The 18,028-nt window shown below is 70.4% G+C and carries 14 protein-coding genes; 4 read left to right on the plus strand and 10 right to left on the minus strand.

Going from position 1 to position 18,028, the window contains the following annotated elements:
• Nucleotides 1–48 precede the first annotated feature (48 nt).
• The gene (locus tag NQV15_RS11130) at nucleotides 49–2,940 is read left to right on the plus strand and encodes an MMPL family transporter (RefSeq protein ID WP_232399927.1); all 2,892 of its coding nucleotides are present in this window, start codon (nucleotides 49–51) and stop codon (nucleotides 2,938–2,940) included.
• Nucleotides 2,940–5,060, plus strand: coding sequence for a YhgE/Pip domain-containing protein (locus NQV15_RS11135; RefSeq protein WP_232399928.1), 2,121 nt, complete (start codon nucleotides 2,940–2,942; stop codon nucleotides 5,058–5,060). Before NQV15_RS11130 ends, NQV15_RS11135 begins: the two co-directional genes overlap by 1 nt.
• Here NQV15_RS11135 and NQV15_RS11140 read toward each other — a convergent pair.
• The 4 genes from NQV15_RS11140 to miaB all read right to left on the minus strand — a co-directional run bounded on the left by NQV15_RS11140 (nucleotide 5,057) and on the right by miaB (nucleotide 9,711).
• Entirely contained in the window at nucleotides 5,057–5,620 is a 564-nt protein-coding gene (locus NQV15_RS11140) for a DinB family protein (protein WP_232399929.1), read from the minus strand. The two genes, NQV15_RS11135 and NQV15_RS11140, sit on opposite strands and share 4 nt — an antisense overlap.
• On the minus strand, nucleotides 5,617–6,726 hold the full coding sequence (locus NQV15_RS11145) for a hypothetical protein (protein ID WP_232399930.1): 1,110 nt from the start codon (nucleotides 6,724–6,726) through the stop codon (nucleotides 5,617–5,619). Before NQV15_RS11145 ends, NQV15_RS11140 begins: the two co-directional genes overlap by 4 nt.
• 134 nt (nucleotides 6,727–6,860) lie before the next feature.
• The gene (locus NQV15_RS11150) at nucleotides 6,861–8,102 is read right to left on the minus strand and encodes a M15 family metallopeptidase (protein WP_232399931.1); all 1,242 of its coding nucleotides are present in this window, start codon (nucleotides 8,100–8,102) and stop codon (nucleotides 6,861–6,863) included.
• 139 nt (nucleotides 8,103–8,241) lie between these two features.
• Nucleotides 8,242–9,711, minus strand: coding sequence for a tRNA (N6-isopentenyl adenosine(37)-C2)-methylthiotransferase MiaB (gene miaB, locus NQV15_RS11155; protein WP_232399932.1), 1,470 nt, complete (start codon nucleotides 9,709–9,711; stop codon nucleotides 8,242–8,244).
• Between the two features lie 265 nt (nucleotides 9,712–9,976).
• Between miaB and NQV15_RS11160 the strand changes: the two genes are divergently transcribed.
• Complete coding sequence (locus tag NQV15_RS11160) at nucleotides 9,977–10,285, plus strand: hypothetical protein (protein ID WP_232399933.1); 309 nt, start codon at nucleotides 9,977–9,979, stop codon at nucleotides 10,283–10,285.
• Nucleotides 10,286–10,506: 221 nt separating this feature from the next.
• Nucleotides 10,507–10,776 carry an excalibur calcium-binding domain-containing protein gene (locus NQV15_RS11165; RefSeq protein WP_232399934.1) on the plus strand — a complete coding sequence of 90 codons (270 nt, stop codon included), beginning with the start codon at nucleotides 10,507–10,509 and terminating at the stop codon, nucleotides 10,774–10,776.
• Between the two features lie 26 nt (nucleotides 10,777–10,802).
• Here NQV15_RS11165 and NQV15_RS11170 read toward each other — a convergent pair whose 3' ends face one another.
• From NQV15_RS11170 to NQV15_RS11195, 6 genes are all read right to left on the minus strand, one after another.
• Entirely contained in the window at nucleotides 10,803–10,970 is a 168-nt protein-coding gene (locus tag NQV15_RS11170) for a hypothetical protein (protein WP_232399935.1), read from the minus strand.
• A gap of 142 nt (nucleotides 10,971–11,112) precedes the next feature.
• Entirely contained in the window at nucleotides 11,113–12,018 is a 906-nt protein-coding gene (locus NQV15_RS11175) for a hydroxymethylglutaryl-CoA lyase (protein WP_232399936.1), read from the minus strand.
• Nucleotides 12,015–12,638 carry an isochorismatase family protein gene (locus NQV15_RS11180; RefSeq protein ID WP_232399937.1) on the minus strand — a complete coding sequence of 208 codons (624 nt, stop codon included), beginning with the start codon at nucleotides 12,636–12,638 and terminating at the stop codon, nucleotides 12,015–12,017. Before NQV15_RS11180 ends, NQV15_RS11175 begins: the two co-directional genes overlap by 4 nt.
• The gene (locus NQV15_RS11185; protein WP_232399938.1) at nucleotides 12,635–14,506 is read right to left on the minus strand and encodes a hydantoinase B/oxoprolinase family protein; all 1,872 of its coding nucleotides are present in this window, start codon (nucleotides 14,504–14,506) and stop codon (nucleotides 12,635–12,637) included. The genes NQV15_RS11180 and NQV15_RS11185 overlap by 4 nt, the downstream gene beginning before the upstream one ends.
• 2 nt (nucleotides 14,507–14,508) lie before the next feature.
• Nucleotides 14,509–16,608: a hydantoinase/oxoprolinase family protein gene (locus tag NQV15_RS11190; RefSeq protein ID WP_232399939.1), complete on the minus strand. Its 2,100-nt coding sequence runs from the start codon at nucleotides 16,606–16,608 to the stop codon at nucleotides 14,509–14,511.
• Nucleotides 16,609–16,618: 10 nt separating this feature from the next.
• Nucleotides 16,619–17,842, minus strand: coding sequence for a CaiB/BaiF CoA transferase family protein (locus NQV15_RS11195; RefSeq protein WP_232399940.1), 1,224 nt, complete (start codon nucleotides 17,840–17,842; stop codon nucleotides 16,619–16,621).
• Between the last annotated feature and the right edge of the window lie 186 nt (nucleotides 17,843–18,028).

The raw sequence follows: 18,028 nt of genomic DNA on the forward strand, positions 1-18,028 counted from the left end.
TAGTTCAATACATTGACGTACTCAATACACAAACGTATCGTCCTTGCGGTGTCGAACTCCCTGTACGCCCTCGGCCGCTGGGCCTTCCGCCATCCACGCCGCGTGCTCGGCGGGTGGGTGCTGGTGCTGCTGGTCGCCGGCGTCGCAGCCGTGGGCCTGGGCGACGGCACCAAGAACGCCTTCGACATCCCCGGCACCGAGTCGCAGGAGGCGATCGACTCGCTGGGGCGGACGTTTCCCGAGCTGAGCGGCACCTCGGCCTATCTCATCGTCGTGGCACCCGACGGCGGGACGGTCGACGATCCCGCCACCAAGCGCCTGGTCACCGACGCCGTCGCCGAGATCTTGCAGGTCGAGGGAGTCACCGAGGCGGTCTCGCCCTATGACAAGGGCAATGCGATCGGCCTGTCCAAGGACCGTCATGCCGCCCAGGTGCAGATCCAGTTCGACCGCGAGCTGACCGACGTCACGCCGGCCGAGCGCGACCAGCTGGTCGACACCGGGGACGCGCTGAAGGCCGCCGGCCACACGGTCGCCTTCGGCGGCGACGTGTTCACCAACACCGGCCCCCAGCTGTCGATCATCGAGGTCATCGGCATCATCGTGGCGTTCATCGTCCTGCTGGTGATGTTCCGGTCGCTGCGCGCCGCGGTGATGCCGATCGTCACCGCGGTGCTGGGCGTGCTGGTCACGATGGGCATCACGATCGCCGCCACCGGATTCGCCTCGATCTCCTCGACCGCTCCCCTGCTGGCGCTCATGATCGGTCTGGCGGTCGGCATCGACTACGCCCTGTTCATCGTGTCGCGCCACCGCGAGCTGCTCGGCGACGGGCTGGAGCCCGAGGAGGCCGCGGCGCGGTCGGTGGCCACGGCCGGCTCGGCGGTGGTGTTCGCCGGCATCACGGTCGTCATCGCCCTGCTGGGCCTGGCGATCGCCCGCATCCCGTTCCTGACCATCATGGGCGCGGTCGCCGCGCTGTCGGTCGTCATCGCGGTGGCCGTGGCGCTGACCGCGCTGCCTGCACTGCTGGGACGCGCGGGGGCGCGACTGACTCCGAGTGCCGGCCACGCGCCGGGAGGGTTCTCGCGCCGGTGGGTGACGGTGATGACGCGGTTCCCGCTGATCGCGATCGTCGTGGTCGTGGTGGGCCTGGCGATCACCGCCATCCCGGCCAAGGACCTGCAGCTCGCGCTGCCCGACAACGGCACCGCACCGGCCGGCAGCACCCAGCGAGTCGCCTTCGACCTGATCGACGAGCACTTCGGTCCCGGCCACAACGGTCCCCTGCTGGTCAGCATCGACATCATCTCCACGACCGACCCGATCGGCGTCGTGGACGACATCGCCGCCGACCTGCGCGCGATGCCCGGCGTGGCCGACATCGGTCTGGCCACGCCCAACCGCACCGCCGACACCGGCATCGTCCAGGTCATCCCCACGACCGGACCGACCGACGAGCGGACCACCGAGCTGGTGCGTGCGATCCGCGACCGCGCCCCTGAGTGGCGCACCGAGCACGGTGTCCCCGTGGCCGTCACGGGTCTGACCGCCGGCGGCATCGACGTGTCCGACCGACTGCAGGGCGCACTGCTCCCGTTCGGCGTCGTCGTGGTGGGCCTGTCGGTGCTGCTGCTGATGATCGTGTTCCGCTCGATCGTCGTGCCGCTCAAGGCCACGCTGGGCTTCCTGCTGTCGACCGGCGCCTCGTTCGGCGCGGTCGTCGCGGTCTTCCAGTGGGGCTGGCTGATGGAGCTCGTCCACCTGGAGCACACCGGCCCGCTGATCAGCTTCCTGCCGATCATCTTGATGGCGGTGCTGTTCGGCCTCTCGATGGACTACGAGGTGTTCTTGATGGCGCGGATGAAGGAGGAGTACGTCCGCTCGAACGATCCGCGCCGGGCGATCGTCGACGGCTTCGTGGGCAGCTCCCGCGTCGTCACGGCTGCCGCGGTCATCATGCTGGCGGTGTTCGCGGCCTTCGTCCCCGAGGGCGACCCGAACATCAAGCCGATCGCGTTCGCGCTGGCGATCGGCGTCTTCGTCGACGCCTTCCTCATCCGGATGCTGTTCGCGCCGGCCGTGCTCGAGCTGTTCGGCCGCCGCGCGTGGACCCTGCCGGCAGCGCTCGAACGACGCCTGCCCCACGTCGATGTGGAGGGCGAGGGCCTGCACCGCCGGGTCGACCTGGCCGCGTGGCCGCGTCCGGGCTCGACCGCCGCCATCACCGCGGCGGCGCTGACAACCGAGGGACCCGAGGGACCCGTGTTCAACGACGTCTCGGTCGAGGTCGAGCCCGGCGACTGGCTCGTGGTGCACGGCCCGACCGGGACCGGCAAGACCGCCCTGCTGCTGACGTTCGCCGGTCGGATGGCCTTCGACAGCGGACGCCTGCGCATCGCCGGCCACCTGCTGCCGCAGGAGTCCTCGCGGGTCCGCCACCGCGTCGCGCTGGCCGAGCTGGCGGGCGTCAACGACCTCGAGGACAACCTCACCGTCGACCAGCACATCGCCGAGCGCCTCTCCATCCGGTCCTTCGGGCTGTCGGTCAGCCGTCGCCGCCTCGGGCCGGTCCTGGGCCAGCTCAACGACGCCCTCGAGCAGGCCCACCGGCAGGCAGGCATCCCGTTCGAGCCGGTTGCCGGGTCGGCGCTCGTCGCGACCCTGACCCGGCTGGAGCGCAAGCTGCTGGGCATCGTGCTGGCGCTCACCGACGATCCCCGCATCGTCATCGTCGACGATGCGGACGAGCTGCGCGCCGCCGAGGACATCGACCTGTTGTGGTCGGCCCTGGCGACGTTGCTCGAGCACCACGACGTGACGCTCGTGGCGAGCGTCCTGTCGGCCTCGGCGGCACCCATGACCTCCGGCTCCACCTCCAGCCGGCTCCACCTCCTGGAGCTGGACACCTCCCGCACCCCTGCTGAGTTGATGCTCTGATGATCCCCTCGCCGTCCCTTCCCTGGTTCGAGCTGGCCAGGTTCCGGCGCAGCCGGCTGACCCGAGCCGCCATCGTCGCGGTCGCGCTGGTGCCGTTGTTCTACGGCGCGATGTACGTGTGGGCCAATCTCGACCCGACCGGCAACATCGACTCCGTCAAGGCTGCCGTGGTCAACGAGGACAAGCTGATCGAGATCACCGGCCGCGACGGCAAGAAGCAGCCCGTCGCGATCGGCCGCCAGCTGGCCGGCAACCTGGTCAGCGACGACGGCGACAACAACTACGACTGGGTGCTCACCGATGCCAAGGACGCCCAGCGCGGGCTGGCCACCGGCGACTACAAGGCCGTCCTGACGATCCCCGAGAACCTGTCGAGTGCCGCCACCTCCACCAGCGGGGACCCGCAGGACGCGATCCAGGGCAATCTGGACCTGCAGACCAATGACGCGGTCAACTACATCAACGGGACCATCGCCCGGACGATCCTGCAGGCGGCCAAGTCGGCGCTCAACGCGCAGGTCACCGAGACCTACCTGGACAACGTCTATCTGAGCTTCTCCGATCTCAAGCTCGCGCTCGACGACGCCGCCGACGGCGCGGCCGAGCTCGCCGACGGCTCCGACCAGCTGTCGGACGGCGCGGGCGAGCTCGGTGACGGGGCCGATCAGCTCGCCGGGGGTGCCGGCGAGCTGGCCGACGGCGCCGGCACCCTGGCCGACGGCAACCGCAAGCTCGCCCGCGGGGCGAAGCAGCTCGACTCCGGCGCCAAGCAGCTGTCCTCGGGCCTGGAGCAGCTGGACGAGCGCACCTCGACGCTGCCGCGCGACTCCCGGCGGCTGGCCGACGGGGCCGCCCAGGTCGCCGATGGCACGGCCCAGGTCGACGAGCTCGTTCAGGGCGTGACCAAGGGCCTCCTGGGATCCACCGACCGCGCCGAGACCGACATCGACCGGCTCGCGAGCTCGCTGCGCACCCTGGCCAACCAGTGCCGTGACGCTTCCCCGGCCGGCCTGGACTGCTCGGCGATCGAGGGTACCGCGAGCCGCGCCGGCGACCTCAAGACCTTCGTCCGCGACGTGCGCGGTCGGGCGTCCGGCGCCGGCCAGCAGACCCGCCTGCTCGCCGACGGTGCCCGCCAGGTCGCCGACGGCACCTCCGAGCTGGCCCGCAGCGTCCCGGCCCTGGTCGACGCGATCGGGCAGGCGTCCGACGGCGCGAACCGGCTGACCGACGGAACCGGCCAGCTCCGCAAGGGAGCGGACGCCGCGGCGTCCGGCGCCGACCGCCTGGCCGACGGCGGTGACGAGCTCGCCGTTGGCGCCGACCAGCTCGCCGATGGTGCGGGTCAGCTCGTCGACGGCGCCGACCAGCTGTCGGCGGGCGCGACGAAGCTGTCCACCGGCCTGGACGAGGGCAGCGGCCAGGTGCCGGACTACACCTCGTCCGAGCGCGAGAAGCTCGCGAAGACCGCCGCAACACCCATCGAGGACGCGGCTGATCGCCTGCACCCGGTGAAGAACTACGGCGCCGCGCTCGCGCCGTACTTCATCTCCCTGGCCCTGTGGGTCGGTGCCATGGCGATCTTCCTGCTGCTGCGACCGCTGTCGGCGCGTGCCATCGCATCGACGGCCGGCAGCATCCGCACCGCGCTGGCCGGCTACCTGCCGGGCCTGGCGATCTCGCTCGTCCAGGTCGCGCTGCTGCTGGCCGTGCTGCAGGGCATCATCGGCGTCGAGCCGGCCAACCAAGCACTGCTGATCGGCATCGCCCTGGCCACGGCTGCCGTGTTCGTCGCGATCAACCAGATGTTCGTCGCACTGCTCGGCCCGGCCGGACGCTTCGCGGCGCTGGTGTTCGTCAGCCTGCAGCTGACCTCATCGGGCGGCACCTACCCGATCGAGACGTCACCGCCGTTCTTCAACGTGCTGCACGACCTGCTGCCGATGACCTACACGGTCCACGGGCTGCGGGCGGCGCTGGCCGGCGGCACCGACGGGGTGGTGCGCGACGTCCTGGTGCTGGGGCTGTTCACGGCGCTGGCGCTGGGCGTCACGGTGCTGGCGGCACGGCGCAAGCAGATCGTCACGATCACCCGGCTGCACCCGACGCTGCAGGTCTAGCGGTGGGCGTCGGCCGCGTGCTTGATGCGGGCGACATACACCGGCCAGTCGGTGCCGCTGTCGTGGGTGTCGGACCCGGTGCGTCCGTCGGCCAGCTCGCGGATGATCTCGGCGTGCCCGGCGTGCTGGGCGGTCTCGGCGACCATCCGCACGAGCAGGTAGCCCAACGTCGTGCCGGCCGTCGCCGGTGGCCAGTGCGGCACCCGGCCGGGCGCGTCGATGGACAGCGCGTCAAGCGTCGTGTCGCCGTGCGCGCAGGCCCGGTGGTAGAGGGCCAGGATCTCCTGGCTGGACTCGTCGGCCGTGGCCCACATGTCGGCACCGTCCCACACCGAGCCGTCCGCGACCCACGGCAGCACATCGGGCGCCGGTCGTCCGAACGACTCCCCCAGATAGACGTGCTCGACACCAACCAGATGCTTGACCAGGCCGAGCAGATTGGTGCCGGTCGGTGTCATGGGGCGGCGCAGGTCGTACTCGCTCGCGCCGTCGACCCCGGCCAGCAGGGCGCCGCGGACCTCGCGCAGCTTGGCGTGCAGGACGTCCTTGAGGTCGCTCATGGCTCCATCGTGCCGCCTGCCGGGGACAGCGCCGGGTCGTCGTCCAGCAGTTCTCGATCGATCATGAAGCCGATGTTTCGGCTGTCGAGGTGCACGAAGACCAGGTCCCACTCACCCACCAGCTTGGCAGCCCCCTCGTACTCCGGCACCGTGACATGGCTCTTGCGGACCGCGACGAAGGTGTCCTCGTCGCGCCAGGTGAACATCCAGATCTGGCCGCTGCCATCAGCAGGGCCGGGGATCCACGCGAAGTAGTGCCCCTGCGGGTCGACGACGCAGTGCCCAGCGAACCGCTCGGTGTCGCACGGATCGTCGGCGAACCAGTCCGGTGGCCCCGGTGCGACGAGCACGTCCACCGTGGGCGACGGGTCGTCGCCGAGCCGACTCGTCGTGAACCGACCGCCGACCGCCCCGGCGCCCAGCTCCCTCACCAACGGGGACGGCCGGCGATCGCGCGCCGTGCCGCCGTCCGCGGTACGTAGGTATCCGTTGATCAAACCGTTGCCGGTCGCTGTCGTCTCGCTGATCTGAGAGGGGTCGGGCTCGCCGCCGAGCCAGTCGTCGACCCGCTCCCCCGCATCGATCGTCGCCTGCGACGTCGTGGGCCGCAGCCGCTCGTCCTGGACGAGGTCCTCCATGGCCGCGACCGGGATCCGCAGCCGTTGCCGGCGCGGATCGCCGGTGATGGCCTCGTCGGGGAGCCACGCGACCGAGACCTCACGATCGGCGGCATGCAGCGTCACGGAGACGAACCCGGGGTCCTCCTCCGGCTCCTCCTCCTGCCACTTCAGCACCATCGTGCCGTCGTCGACCTCGCGCTTCACGCATCCGTCGAGAAGCTCGTCGTCGCACACCGGCCGGTCCACGTCGGGGGTGACACTTACGCCGAGCGAGGAGCCATCTGTCTCACTCCCGTACCGGAACGAGATGCCGACGTCCCTCGTCTCCTTCGGATCGTCGAAGATCGCCCTGCGCGACGTCGTGTCGCCGGGCACGTGGTCGAGGGCGACCGCGGCTATCGCGCGCGGCGTGATGGGCAGGTCACCACCCCCGCGCTCCGCTGCGAGCCCGGAACCGCAGGCTGCCGCCGGCAGCAGGCTCGCCACGACCACGATCATCCTGCGCCGCCGGCCGGACCGACAGCCCCGAGTCCCCCGCACGCGTCCCCCTGTCGTCGATGCCGGACCCACCGTCGCACATGACATCGCGCTGCATACGCCCTTTGCGTCGCAGGCTGCGGTCAGCCGGCGAAGTGCTGTCCGTCGATCTTGCCGTAGGGCCAGCGGAATCCGTGGCGCCGCATGATGGTCGGCACCAGGTGTGACCGCTTGGTCCACGCGTAGGCGCCGGCCGCCTTGTTGCGCCACCAGGTGTTCGGGACCCACTTGCCGGCGCGGTACCGGTACGGGTTCTCGAAGGCGTTGATGTCGATCGCGCGGCCGTAGGCGTGGGGTGAGCGCACCCCCTTGCGTCCGATGACGTCGCGGCAGTTGAACGCACTGGTGTTGTCGGCGGCCATCGACGCGTAGTCGTTGGCGCCGCGCAATCGCTTGGAGTAGCCGAACCGGTCGACGCGGTACATCGCGCGGATGGGGACCTTGTGGCGGTACAGGTCGGAGAACGCCCGCACCGTCTTGCCGGTGATCGACCGGTGCACGACCAGCTCACCGCGATGGCGGTAGCCGTCGAAGCCCCAGTAGTTGATGCGCACCAGGCGCAGCTGGCTGCGGCCGACCGGGCACCCGGCGCGCCACGAGCGTCCCTTCATGCTCTTCCAGACCGGGTCGCTGATGGTCGACACCGACGGGTTCGGACCGTCGCCGGAGGCCCTCGGCTGGGCCGGCAGCTTGCGTGGCTTGGGCGCCTTCGAAGGCAGCTTGACGACCTTGCCGGGCGGGACGTTCGTGACCGTCACGGTCGACGAGCGAGCACCGGTGTACCAGTCGCCGGCTGCCACGATCGCCCGGTACTTGTACGTCACCCGTGGCTTCGAGCTCACCGTCGCGACGCCGGCGTCGTTGGTGCGTGCGGTGCCGAGGGTGCGCCACTTCTTGTCGCGGTAGACCTGCACGGTGACCGCCGCTCCCGGGACCACGGAGTACGGGGTGGTGACGCGCGCCGCGATGCGCAGCGTCCGCTCGTCCGTGACCGACCGCGGGGCGTCCAGCCCGACGGTGGTCGGCTGCTGGGCGCCGGCGACGACGACGGGCGCTGACGTCGAGGGCGCGTAGCCCTCCACGCCCAGGTAGGTGGCGCGCAGCGCGATGGGATTGGTGGTGAACGTCGCGGTGATGACCGCAGTGCCGGACGCGTCGAGGCCGGCGTCGCCCAGGACGATCCAGCCGCCCGCGGTCTGCTGCTCGAACCGGACCGCTCCCCCGGCTGGCGGCTGGGCGCCGCCCTGGACCGTTACGCGCGCAGTCAACGCGGCCGGCCGCCGCAGGGTCACCTGCGGGGCGTCCAGCCGGGTGGCGGTTGCCACCGGGTCGACCGGAGCCTGCTGGGTGGGCGCGGGCGCGGTCGGTACCGGCACAGGAGCGCCACTGGCCGGGGACAGCAGACTCACAGACATCACCAAGGCCGCGACTGCGACGAGCCCCGTCCTCACCATCGGACCGAGCTCAGATGGCGCAGGCCGGGGCGGCCGGCGGCAGCGGTGCCGGGACGCCCAGTGAGGGCATGCCCAGGCCCACCGAGCGGACCTCGGTGCGTCCCTGGCGCGACTCCCACGCATCGCCGGCCTTCGTGCGCCGGTACGCGATGGGTGCCTCGTCGCTGACCAGGTGGTGCGGGGCTGCGTAGGTCACCCGCACCTTGACCATGTCGCCGGGACGCACGTCGTGGTCGCCGGGGACGAAGTGCACGAGGCGGTTGTCGCGCGCACGACCGGTCAGGCGGTGCGTCGCACCATCCTTCTTGCCTTCGTGGTCGGCGACGAGCAGCTCGACGACGCGGCCCTCCTGCTTCTTCGCCTCGTCCCACGCGACCTCGTTGACGACCTCGATGAGCCGCTCGTACCGCTCCTGCACGACCGCCTTGGGCAGCTGGTCGGGCAGCGTGGCCGCGGGGGTGCCGGGGCGCTGGGAGTACTGGAAGGTGAAGGCGCTGGTGAAGCGGGCCTTGCGCACGACCTCGATGGTCTCGGCGAAGTCCTCCTCGGTCTCACCGGGGAATCCCACGATGATGTCGGTCGTGATGGCAGCGCCGGGCATCGCCTCGCGGACCCGGTCGATGATGCCGAGGAACTTCTCCTGGCGGTACGAGCGGCGCATCGCCTTCAGCACCCGGTCGGAGCCGGACTGCAGCGGCATGTGCAGCTGCGGCATGACATTGGGCGTCTCGGCCATCGCGGCGATGACGTCGTCGGTGAAGTCCTTGGGGTGCGGGCTGGTGAACCGGACCCGCTCGAGGCCCTCGATCTCACCGCAGGCCCGCAGCAGCTTCGCGAATGCCTGCCGGTCGCCGAACTCGACGCCGTACGCGTTGACGTTCTGGCCCAGCAGGGTCACCTCGACGACGCCGTCGTCCACGAGCGCCTGCACCTCGGCCAGGATGTCGCCGGGACGCCGGTCCTTCTCCTTGCCGCGCAGGGCCGGGACGATGCAGAACGTGCAGGTGTTGTTGCAGCCCACGCTGATCGAGACCCAGGCGGCGAACACCGAGTCGCGCTTGGTCGGCAGCGTGGACGGGAAGACCTCGAGCGACTCCAGGATCTCGACCTGCGACTCCTGGGCGATGCGGGCCCGCTCCAGCAGCACCGGCAGCGAGCCGATGTTGTGGGTGCCGAACACGACGTCGACGTACGGCGCCTTCTTGGTGATCGTGTCGCGGTCCTTCTGGGCCAGGCAGCCACCGACGGCGATCTGCATGCCGGGGTTCTTCTCCTTGACCGACGCGATGTGGCCCAGGTTGCCGTACAGCTTGTTGTCGGCGTTCTCGCGCACCGCGCAGGTGTTGAACACGACCAGGTCGGGCGTGACCCCGTCCTCGGCGCGCACGTAGCCGTCCGTCTCGAGCAGGCCGCCGAGCCGCTCACTGTCGTGGACGTTCATCTGGCAGCCGTAGGTGCGCACTTCGTAGGTCTTCGTCATGACCCGACCATGGTACGTGGCGGTTCGTCGGTGACCATCCAGGAACGCCTGTGTGCCGTGGCCATTGGAACGAGGACTACAGGAGACGACTGTTCGCCCCTATGGACGTCGCCCATGCAGAGCACAGAACGACGACGACCACTCCGAGGAGTCTTCCCCGAGATCGAGCGAGTGGACTTCCTTTTCAGGCGAGGCCCTAGCCACCTCCCCTCAGGACGATCTCGACGAGCTATCCATGACCCAGTGCCGACTGAGACCATGGGGCATGTCCGCGAAGTCGAAGATGTCCCCATGGGTCAAGGGGCCCCAGCACAACTGGAAGACGACGGACAAGAGCCGGCAAGATGCGGGCGGGGACATCATCGAAGAGGTCTACACCGAGAGGTGGATATACATCTTCGCAATCGCGGTCGTCGCCCTCTGCGTCGTGGGCTGGTGGTGGCAAGCGTCTCTGGACGGCTGGAGCCGTGGGATAGTCCTCGCAGCCACAGTCGTCGTCACGGCCTACATGGTGGTGATGAGCGCGGCCATGGTGGTGTTCTGGCTTGTTGGCCGGTTCCTTCGGAGTATCTGAGCGCGGTCAGACGACTACTCGGCCTTGGCCTCGCGCACTGGCTGGACATGATCGGTCCGACCCGCCGCAAGGAGTGGCCCACGCTGAGCCCGTCCGTGATGCGGCAGCTGGAGGCTTACAACGACTGGCGCTGGACGAGGACTGCGAGTTCCCGCGTTCGTCAGACGCCGAGCCGCGGCCCCGAGAGAATCGGACGGTAAGGAACTCACATCGGGAGAATCATGCTGCGCAAGCTCACCTCCGCCGTGTGCACCGTCGCCGTCGTCGGGCTCGGGGTCGTCGCGACCACGTCACCGGCCGAGGCCGCCAACAAGACGTACAAGAACTGCACCGCGCTGAACAAGGCCTATCCGCACGGGGTGGGCAAGCCCGGTGCGAGGGACAAGACCTCCGGCAAGCCGGTCACGAACTTCACGCGCAGCGCTGCCATCTACAAGAAGAACACGAAGTCCGACCGCGACAAGGACGGCATCGCCTGCGAGAAGAAGTGATCGCAGGCGCTCGTTTGCCGGTAGAGCTAGTCCGGCAGCTCGGTCTCGAGGGCAGCGATACGCGCCTCCCCCAGGCCGTCGTCCTCCGGGGTGTCGACGATCTCGGGCTCGGGCTCGGTCGGCAACGGCGCGCTGGGATCGGTGAACGGCGTGCCAACCGGCGAACCAGTCGGTGCGTTGGGGATCTCGGTCATGGGCTCTCCTCGGCTTGATCGTCGCGCTCCGTGATCGAAGCACGTCTACTTGGTACCCGTCGCGCGACGGAAGAATCTGGTTCCGTCGGCAACGGGTCTGACAAAACCAGATTCTCTCGTCCCGCCCCCGGCGCGGCGGCGGTCAGTTCGGGGGGAAGGCGCCGGCGCGCAGGAGGGCGCCGGGCAGGGTCTTGCCCAGGCGGTCCTGCAGCCAGGCGGTGGCGGAGGTGACGACGTCGAGGTCCAGCCCAGTGTCGACGCCCATCCGGTCGAACAGGTAGATCAGGTCCTCGGTGGCCACGTTGCCGGTCGCCGCCGGCGCGAACGGGCAGCCCCCGGTGCCGCCGATGCTGGCGTCGAGGGTCGCGACACCGGCGTCCAGCGCTGCGACCGCATTGGCCACGCCGGTGTGCCGGGTGTCGTGCAGGTGCAGCCGGACGGGGGTGCCGGCCGGCAGGAGCCCACGGGCCAGGCCGACCCGGACCGTGACGTCGGTGGGCACCGCGACGCCGATCGTGTCCGCCAGTGCCACCTCGTCCGGTCCCATGTCGACGACGCGCCGCAGCACCTCGGTCAGGCGCGCCTCGCTCACCTCGCCCTCGAACGGGCAGCCGAAGGCAGCAGCGACGGTGACCGTCGCGAGCACTCCCGCCTCACGCGCCTCCTGCACCAGACCGGCCGCCTCGTCGCACGCCTGCGCGGTGGTCATGCCCTGGTTGCGGCCGCAGAAGGTGTCGGTCGCCACCACGACGACGTCGATCTCGTCGACCTCGGCGGCCATCGCCCGCTCGAGGCCCCGGCGGTTCAGCACCAGGCCGGCGTAGTTCACCTCCGGGTGCCGCGGCACCTGGCGCATCAGCTCGTCCGCATCGGCCATCTGGGGCACGCGCTGCGGGTTGACGAAGCTGGTCACCTCGATGCGGCGCGCACCGGCGGCGACGGCACGTTCGACCAGCTCGATCTTGTCGGCCGTCGAGAGCACGGTGTCCTCGTTCTGCAGGCCGTCCCTCGGCGCGGTCTCCAGGATCTGGATGCTCGGGCTGGTCATGGCGTCGTCGTTCCTGTCGTCCGGAGATAGCTGCAGATGTCGTCGGCGTCCATGACCTCGGCGTACTTGCTGCGCAGGTCGTACAGATTGGCCTCGTGCACCGCACGGGTCCGGTCGCCCACCGCATCGGAGACCACCAGCGGCACGAAGCCGTGCTGGACGGCGTCCACGGCGGTCGCCCGCACGCACCCGCTGGTGCTCACACCGACCACCACGAGCGTATCCACCGCCTGGGAGATCAGGGTGCTGGCCAGCGACGTGCCGAAGAAGGCGCTCGCGTACTGCTTGACCACCACGACCTCGTCGTCGAGCGGTCGGACCTCGTCCATCGGCTGCCCCCAGGGACCGTCTCCGACCAGGTGACGCAGGGCCGGCACCTTGCGGAAGAACACCCCGCCGTCGGCGCCGCCGGACGCGTACCGCACCTGCGTGTGCAGCACCGGCACCCCGGACGCGCGGGCCGCCGCCAGCACCCGCGCCGCCTGCTCGAGGCACGACCTGTCGTCCAGGAACAGCGGGCTCTGCGGCTCGAAGTAGGCCCGCACGAGGTCCACCGCGACCACTGCCGGCCGGCGTCCCGGCTCCAGGGCAGCGCCGAACGGCTCCTCGCGGTCGGTCATCGCGGGATCGGCGCCTTCGGCGCCGGCAGCCCTGTCTCCTCCAGGCAACGCTCGAGGATCGTGGCCAGGTCAGGCCCACGGTCGAAGGTCGGCAGCGGATCGGGGCGGCCCGCACCCAGCTCGTCGCGCAGCGAAGACGTCGCCGCGTCGTCCACCGACCCGTCGTCGGCCAGCGCGACGCCGTAACGTCGGGCGCCCTCGGCCGTGACCAGTCCCCGGCGCACCTCCAGGGCCACCAGCTGCGGATCTCGGGCCAGCGGATCGCCCCAGCCACCGCCGCCCCAGGTGACGAAGTGCAGCAGGTCGCCGGGTAGCACCTGGACGTCGTGGACCTTGCTGCCGAGCACCTCGGTGGTGCCGTCGGCGCGCTCGAGCCACTTGCGACCGCGCGCACCGGGCTCCCCGCCGTTGACGCCCCACGGATAGGTCAACCAGCGGTCGTCGTGGATCGCGATCGTCCCGGCCTCGAGAAAGCGGTAGGCGACGTCGACGCCGTTGCCGCCGCGGTGCACGCCCGCTCCCCCGGTGTCGGCGACGGTCTCCCACCGCTCGATGCGCAGCGGGTAGTACGACTCGAGGTACTCGCACGGGATGTTGACGAACGAGGGCCACAGCGAGTGCCCGTCCGGGCCGTCGCCGATCGGACGCCCGGGGATGCCGCCGAAGCCGATCGAGTACAGCTGGAACCACTCCCCCTTGCGGTCGCCCTCCCCGTACGTGCCGGAGTACATGAAGTGCGGCGAGGACGAGAAGCCCGCCGCGTTCAGCAGATCGGGATTGGTCTGGCCGAGCAGGCCGCCGAACAGGTCGAAGACGCGGCCGATGCCGTGGTTGCGGGCATTCAGCGCCGCCGGATAGGCCGGCTTCCAGAACGAGTCGTCGGGGATCTCGACATCCACCAGGGGGTAGAAACCGTCGTTCCACAGGATCTGCGGATCGGCGACGGTGATCATGTAGATCCCGAAGAACATCCGGACCAGGTTCTCGTTGATGAAGTAGTTGATCGGCCCCTGCGCCTGCGGGCTGCTGCCGGTGAAGTCCAGCAGCACCTTGTCGCCGGTGCGGGTCAGGCTGAGCTTGAGCTCGTACGGGCCGTAGCCGATGCCGTCGTCGCAGATGTAGTCGGTGAACTCCAGCGTGCGGCCCTCCTCGAACACCATCGCGAGCAGCGCCTTCATCGCCCGGTAGTTGCGGTCCAGCAGGGCGTCCAGGGCCGAGTTGTAGGTGTCGACGCCGAAGCGCGCGCAGAGCTCCTGGATGCGCTTGGCCGCGGTGCGGCAGGCCGCCACGATGCCGTTGAGATCGGCCCGGTTCCAGTCGGGCTTGCGGACCTGGTTGAGGATGATGCGCAGCGCGTCCTCGTCCAGGACCCCCTTCTTGTACAGCTTGAAGGGCGGGATGACGACGCCCTCCTCGAAGATCGTGCGGGCATCGGTGGGCATCGAGGCCGGTGTCTTGCCGCCGACGTCGGACATGTGCCCGAACATCGACGCCCACCCCACGATGCGTCCCTCGAAGAAGATCGGCAGCACGACCAGCCAGTCGTTCGCGTGGCTGATCGCCGCACCGCACGAGTACGGATCGGACGTCAGCAGGACGTCCCCCTCCTCGATCGTGCCGTCGAAGTTCTCCAGGAAGTCCGGGATCGAGAGGCCGAACTGGCCCACCATCATCTTGCCCTCGTGATTGGCGATCAGCGGGAACTCGTCATGCTGCTCGCGGATGCCCGGCGACAGCGCGGTGCGGAACAGCACCTCGTCCATCTCGTAGCGAGCGTTGCGCAGGGCGTTCTCGACCAGGTCAAGCGTCACCATGTCCACGTCGACGGACCTCATCGGCGTGGTCGCGGTCTCGATCAGCTGTGCCATCGTCAGTGCCTCTCGGTGGGGTCGGTGTCGCTCGCGTGGTCCAGCGGCCTGATCAGCAGGCTCCCGCTGGGATGGACGGTCGCTGCGTGCCCGGCCAGCACGACCGTCGTGGAGTCCATCTCGGTGATGACGGCCGGACCGGGCACGACATGGCCGGCCAGCAGTGCGCCGCGGTCGTAGATGGCCGCGTCGACCATGGCGCCGTCGGACCACACCCGGTGGTCGGCGATGCGCGCCTTGGCCGGATCGCTGCCGCCGTCGTCGAGCGTCGGGGCGGGGACGTCCGGCCGTGGGGCGCGAGCCGTGACCCGGAAGGTGACCAGCTCGGGCTCGGTCTGCAGCGTGAAGGAGAACTGCCGGTCGTGCTCGGCGTCGAACGCGGCCTGCAGGGCGCGCAGCCCCACGTCGGGCGCCGATCCGTCGAAGGCGGCCAGGTCGACCTCGACCGGCAGCTCCGAGCCCTGCCCGTGGTACCGCAGGTCGGCGGTGCAGGTCAGCTCGATCGCGTCGCCCGGGACGCCCTCGGCGTCCAAGACGGCCCGGGCCGTCGCGGAGAGGTCCTCGGCCAGGGCCACGAGCTCGTCGTCGGTGAGCTCGGAGAACCGGCGCACCAGGGTGCGGACCGCCTCGTTGCGCAGGCTCGTCGTGGCGTCGCCGTAGGCGCACAGCACCCCCGGCGACGGCGGGATGATCACCGGCCACGAGCCCGTGAGACGGCCGAGGGCGTTGGCGTGCAGCGGCCCCGCTCCCCCGAACGCGACGAGTGCGAAGTCGCGCGGGTCGAATCCCTGCTGCACCGACACCAGCCGCAGCGCGCCGAACATGTTCTCGTTGACGATGTCGACGATGCCGGCCGCCGCTGCCTCCACGGAGTCCAGGCCCGTCGCGTCCGCGATGGTCTGCACCGCCTTGCGGGCAGCCTCCGCGTCCAGCACGATCTCGCCGCCGGCCAGGTCGCTGGGCAGGTGGCCCAGCACGATGTTGGCGTCGGTCACCGTCGGCTCGGTGCCGCCGGCGCCGTACGCCGCCGGCCCGGGAACCGCTCCCGCCGACTGCGGCCCGACGCGCAACGCCTGGGTCAGCTCGGGCACGTGCGCGATCGAGCCGCCGCCGGCGCCCACGCTGCGGACGTCGACCGAGGTGGCGCGGACCGTCAGGTCACCGACCGAGGTCTGGCGTCCCACCCGCGGGGTCAGCCCCTCGACCAGCGCGACATCGGTGGACGTCCCGCCCATGTCAAGGGTCAGGAAGTCCGGGTGGCCGGTCTGCTCGGCGTTCCAGGCCGCGCCGGTCACCCCGCCGGCCGGGCCGGACAGCAGCAGGTTGACCGGGTTGTCGGCGGCGACCGCGGCCGACACCAGCCCACCGTCGCTGCGCAGGATGGACAGCGAGCCGTCCATGCCGGAGTCGCGCAGCTGCGACTCCAGGTTGGCGACGTAGCGCGCGACCTGCGGCTGAACGACCGCATTGGCGACCGTCGTGATGGTCCGTTCGTACTCCCGCAGCTCCGGCAGGACCGAGGACGAGACCGACACCGGAAGATCCGGCAGCTCCTCGGCGGCGATCTGCGCGACCCTCAGCTCGTGCTCGGCGTTGGTGTAGGAGTTGATCAGGCAGATGCTGAGCGCCTCGATGCCGCGACCGGCCAGCGACCGCAGCTGGCGCCGGACGTCGTCCTCGTCGAGCGGATGCACGATCGATCCGTCGCTGCCGATGCGGCCCCGCACCTCGACGGTGTCCTCGAGGGCGGCCAGCGGCTCCGGCTTGGGCCAGATGATCCAGCCGGCGAGACCGCCCGGCACGAACGACCTGGCGATCTGCAGCACCTGGCGGAAGCCCTCGGTCGTGACCAGGCCGACCCGCGCGCCCTTCTTCTCCAGGATCGCGTTGGTCGCCACCGTCGTGCCGTGGAAGACGTCCGCGACCTGCGAGGGCGAGATCCCGGCCGCCCCGCACGCCTGCCGGACGCCGCGCAGGACACCGACGGACTGGTCCTGCGGCGTGGATGCGGTCTTGGCGCGGAACGTGCCGCCGCCGTCCTCGTCGATGAGCAGGATGTCGGTGAAGGTCCCGCCGACGTCCACTCCGAGCCGATAGGTCATGGCCGCTCCTTCAGATCACGCCATCGGCGCGCAGCGACGAGAGCTCGTCGTCGCTGAGCCCCAGCAGGCCTTGGTAGATGGCTTCGTTGTGCTCCCCGAGCTCTGGTCCGACACGGCGCACCGCCCCGGGCGTGCGCGACAGGCGTGGGGCGACGTTCTGCATCGCGATGGGGCCGAGCTCCGGGTGCGCGACCCGGATGATCGCCTCCCGGGCGGCGAAGTGCTCGTCCGCGAGCATGTCGCTGGCCCGGAAGATCCGGCCGGCCGGCACGCCGCCTGCGTGCAGCCGCTCCAGCAGCTCGTCGGCCCCGAGCTCACGGGACCACTGGGCGATCAGCGTGTCGAGCTCGTCCATGTTGGCGCCGCGCGCGCCATGGGTCGCGTACCGTTCGTCGGTCGCCAGCTCGGGACGCCCCATGACCTCGGCGAGACGCCTGAACACGGTGTCCTGGTTGGCGGCGATCAGGATCATCTCGCCGTCCGCGGTGGGGTACACGTTGCTGGGCGACACATTCGGCAGCACCGTGCCGGTGCGCTCACGCTGGTACCCGGCCACCTGATACTCCGGGATCATCGACTCCATCAGTGCCAGGACGGCCTCGTAGATGGCCGAGTCGACGACCTGGCCGCGTCCGGTGCGGCCCACCTGGTGCAGGGCGACGAGCGTGCCCAGGCAGGCGAACGTCGCGGCCAGGGAGTCGCCCAGCGAGACGCCGGTGCGCGCCGGCGGGCGGTCCGGGTCGCCGGTGACGTAGCGGATGCCGCCCATCGCCTCGCCGATCGAGCCGAAGCCCGCCCGCGCCGCATAGGGACCGGTCTGCCCGAATCCGGTGACCCGGGTGACGACCAGGCGCGGGTTGATCTCCCACAGCTGGTCGGGGGCCAGACCCCACCGCTCGAGCGTCCCGGGCCGGAAGTTCTCGACGAGGACGTCGGCATCGGCCAGCAGCCGGCGGACGAGGTCCTGGCCACGCTCGGTGCGCAGGTCGGCGGTGACCGACCGCTTGTTGCGGGCGACCACGGGCCACCACAACGACTGCCCGTGCGGCTTCTCCCGGCCCCACTGCCGCATCGGGTCGCCGCGGGCCGGATCCTCGACCTTGATCACGTCGGCCCCGAAGTCGCCCAGGAGCTGACCGCAGAACGGGCCGGCCAGCAGCTGTCCCAGCTCGACCACCCGCAGGTCGTCCAGGGGCATCGCGGTGTCGTCGCTCTGGGACGTCTGGTCGGCCACGCCGCACCACTTTCGTATGGCAACGAATTCACGCAGGTGGTGTGGATCACACCGATCCCGGCACGCTAGGCGTCATTCCGGCGGGTGGCAAGACCCTCGAGCAGAGCGATCCTGATGCATGACGACCGGTGTGCGGTCGTCATGCATCAGGATCGGGGGCGGGAGCGGTCAGCGGCTGAAGATGGC

The sequence above is a fragment of the Aeromicrobium wangtongii genome (genome assembly GCF_024584515.1).
Classification (GTDB): domain Bacteria; phylum Actinomycetota; class Actinomycetes; order Propionibacteriales; family Nocardioidaceae; genus Aeromicrobium; species Aeromicrobium wangtongii.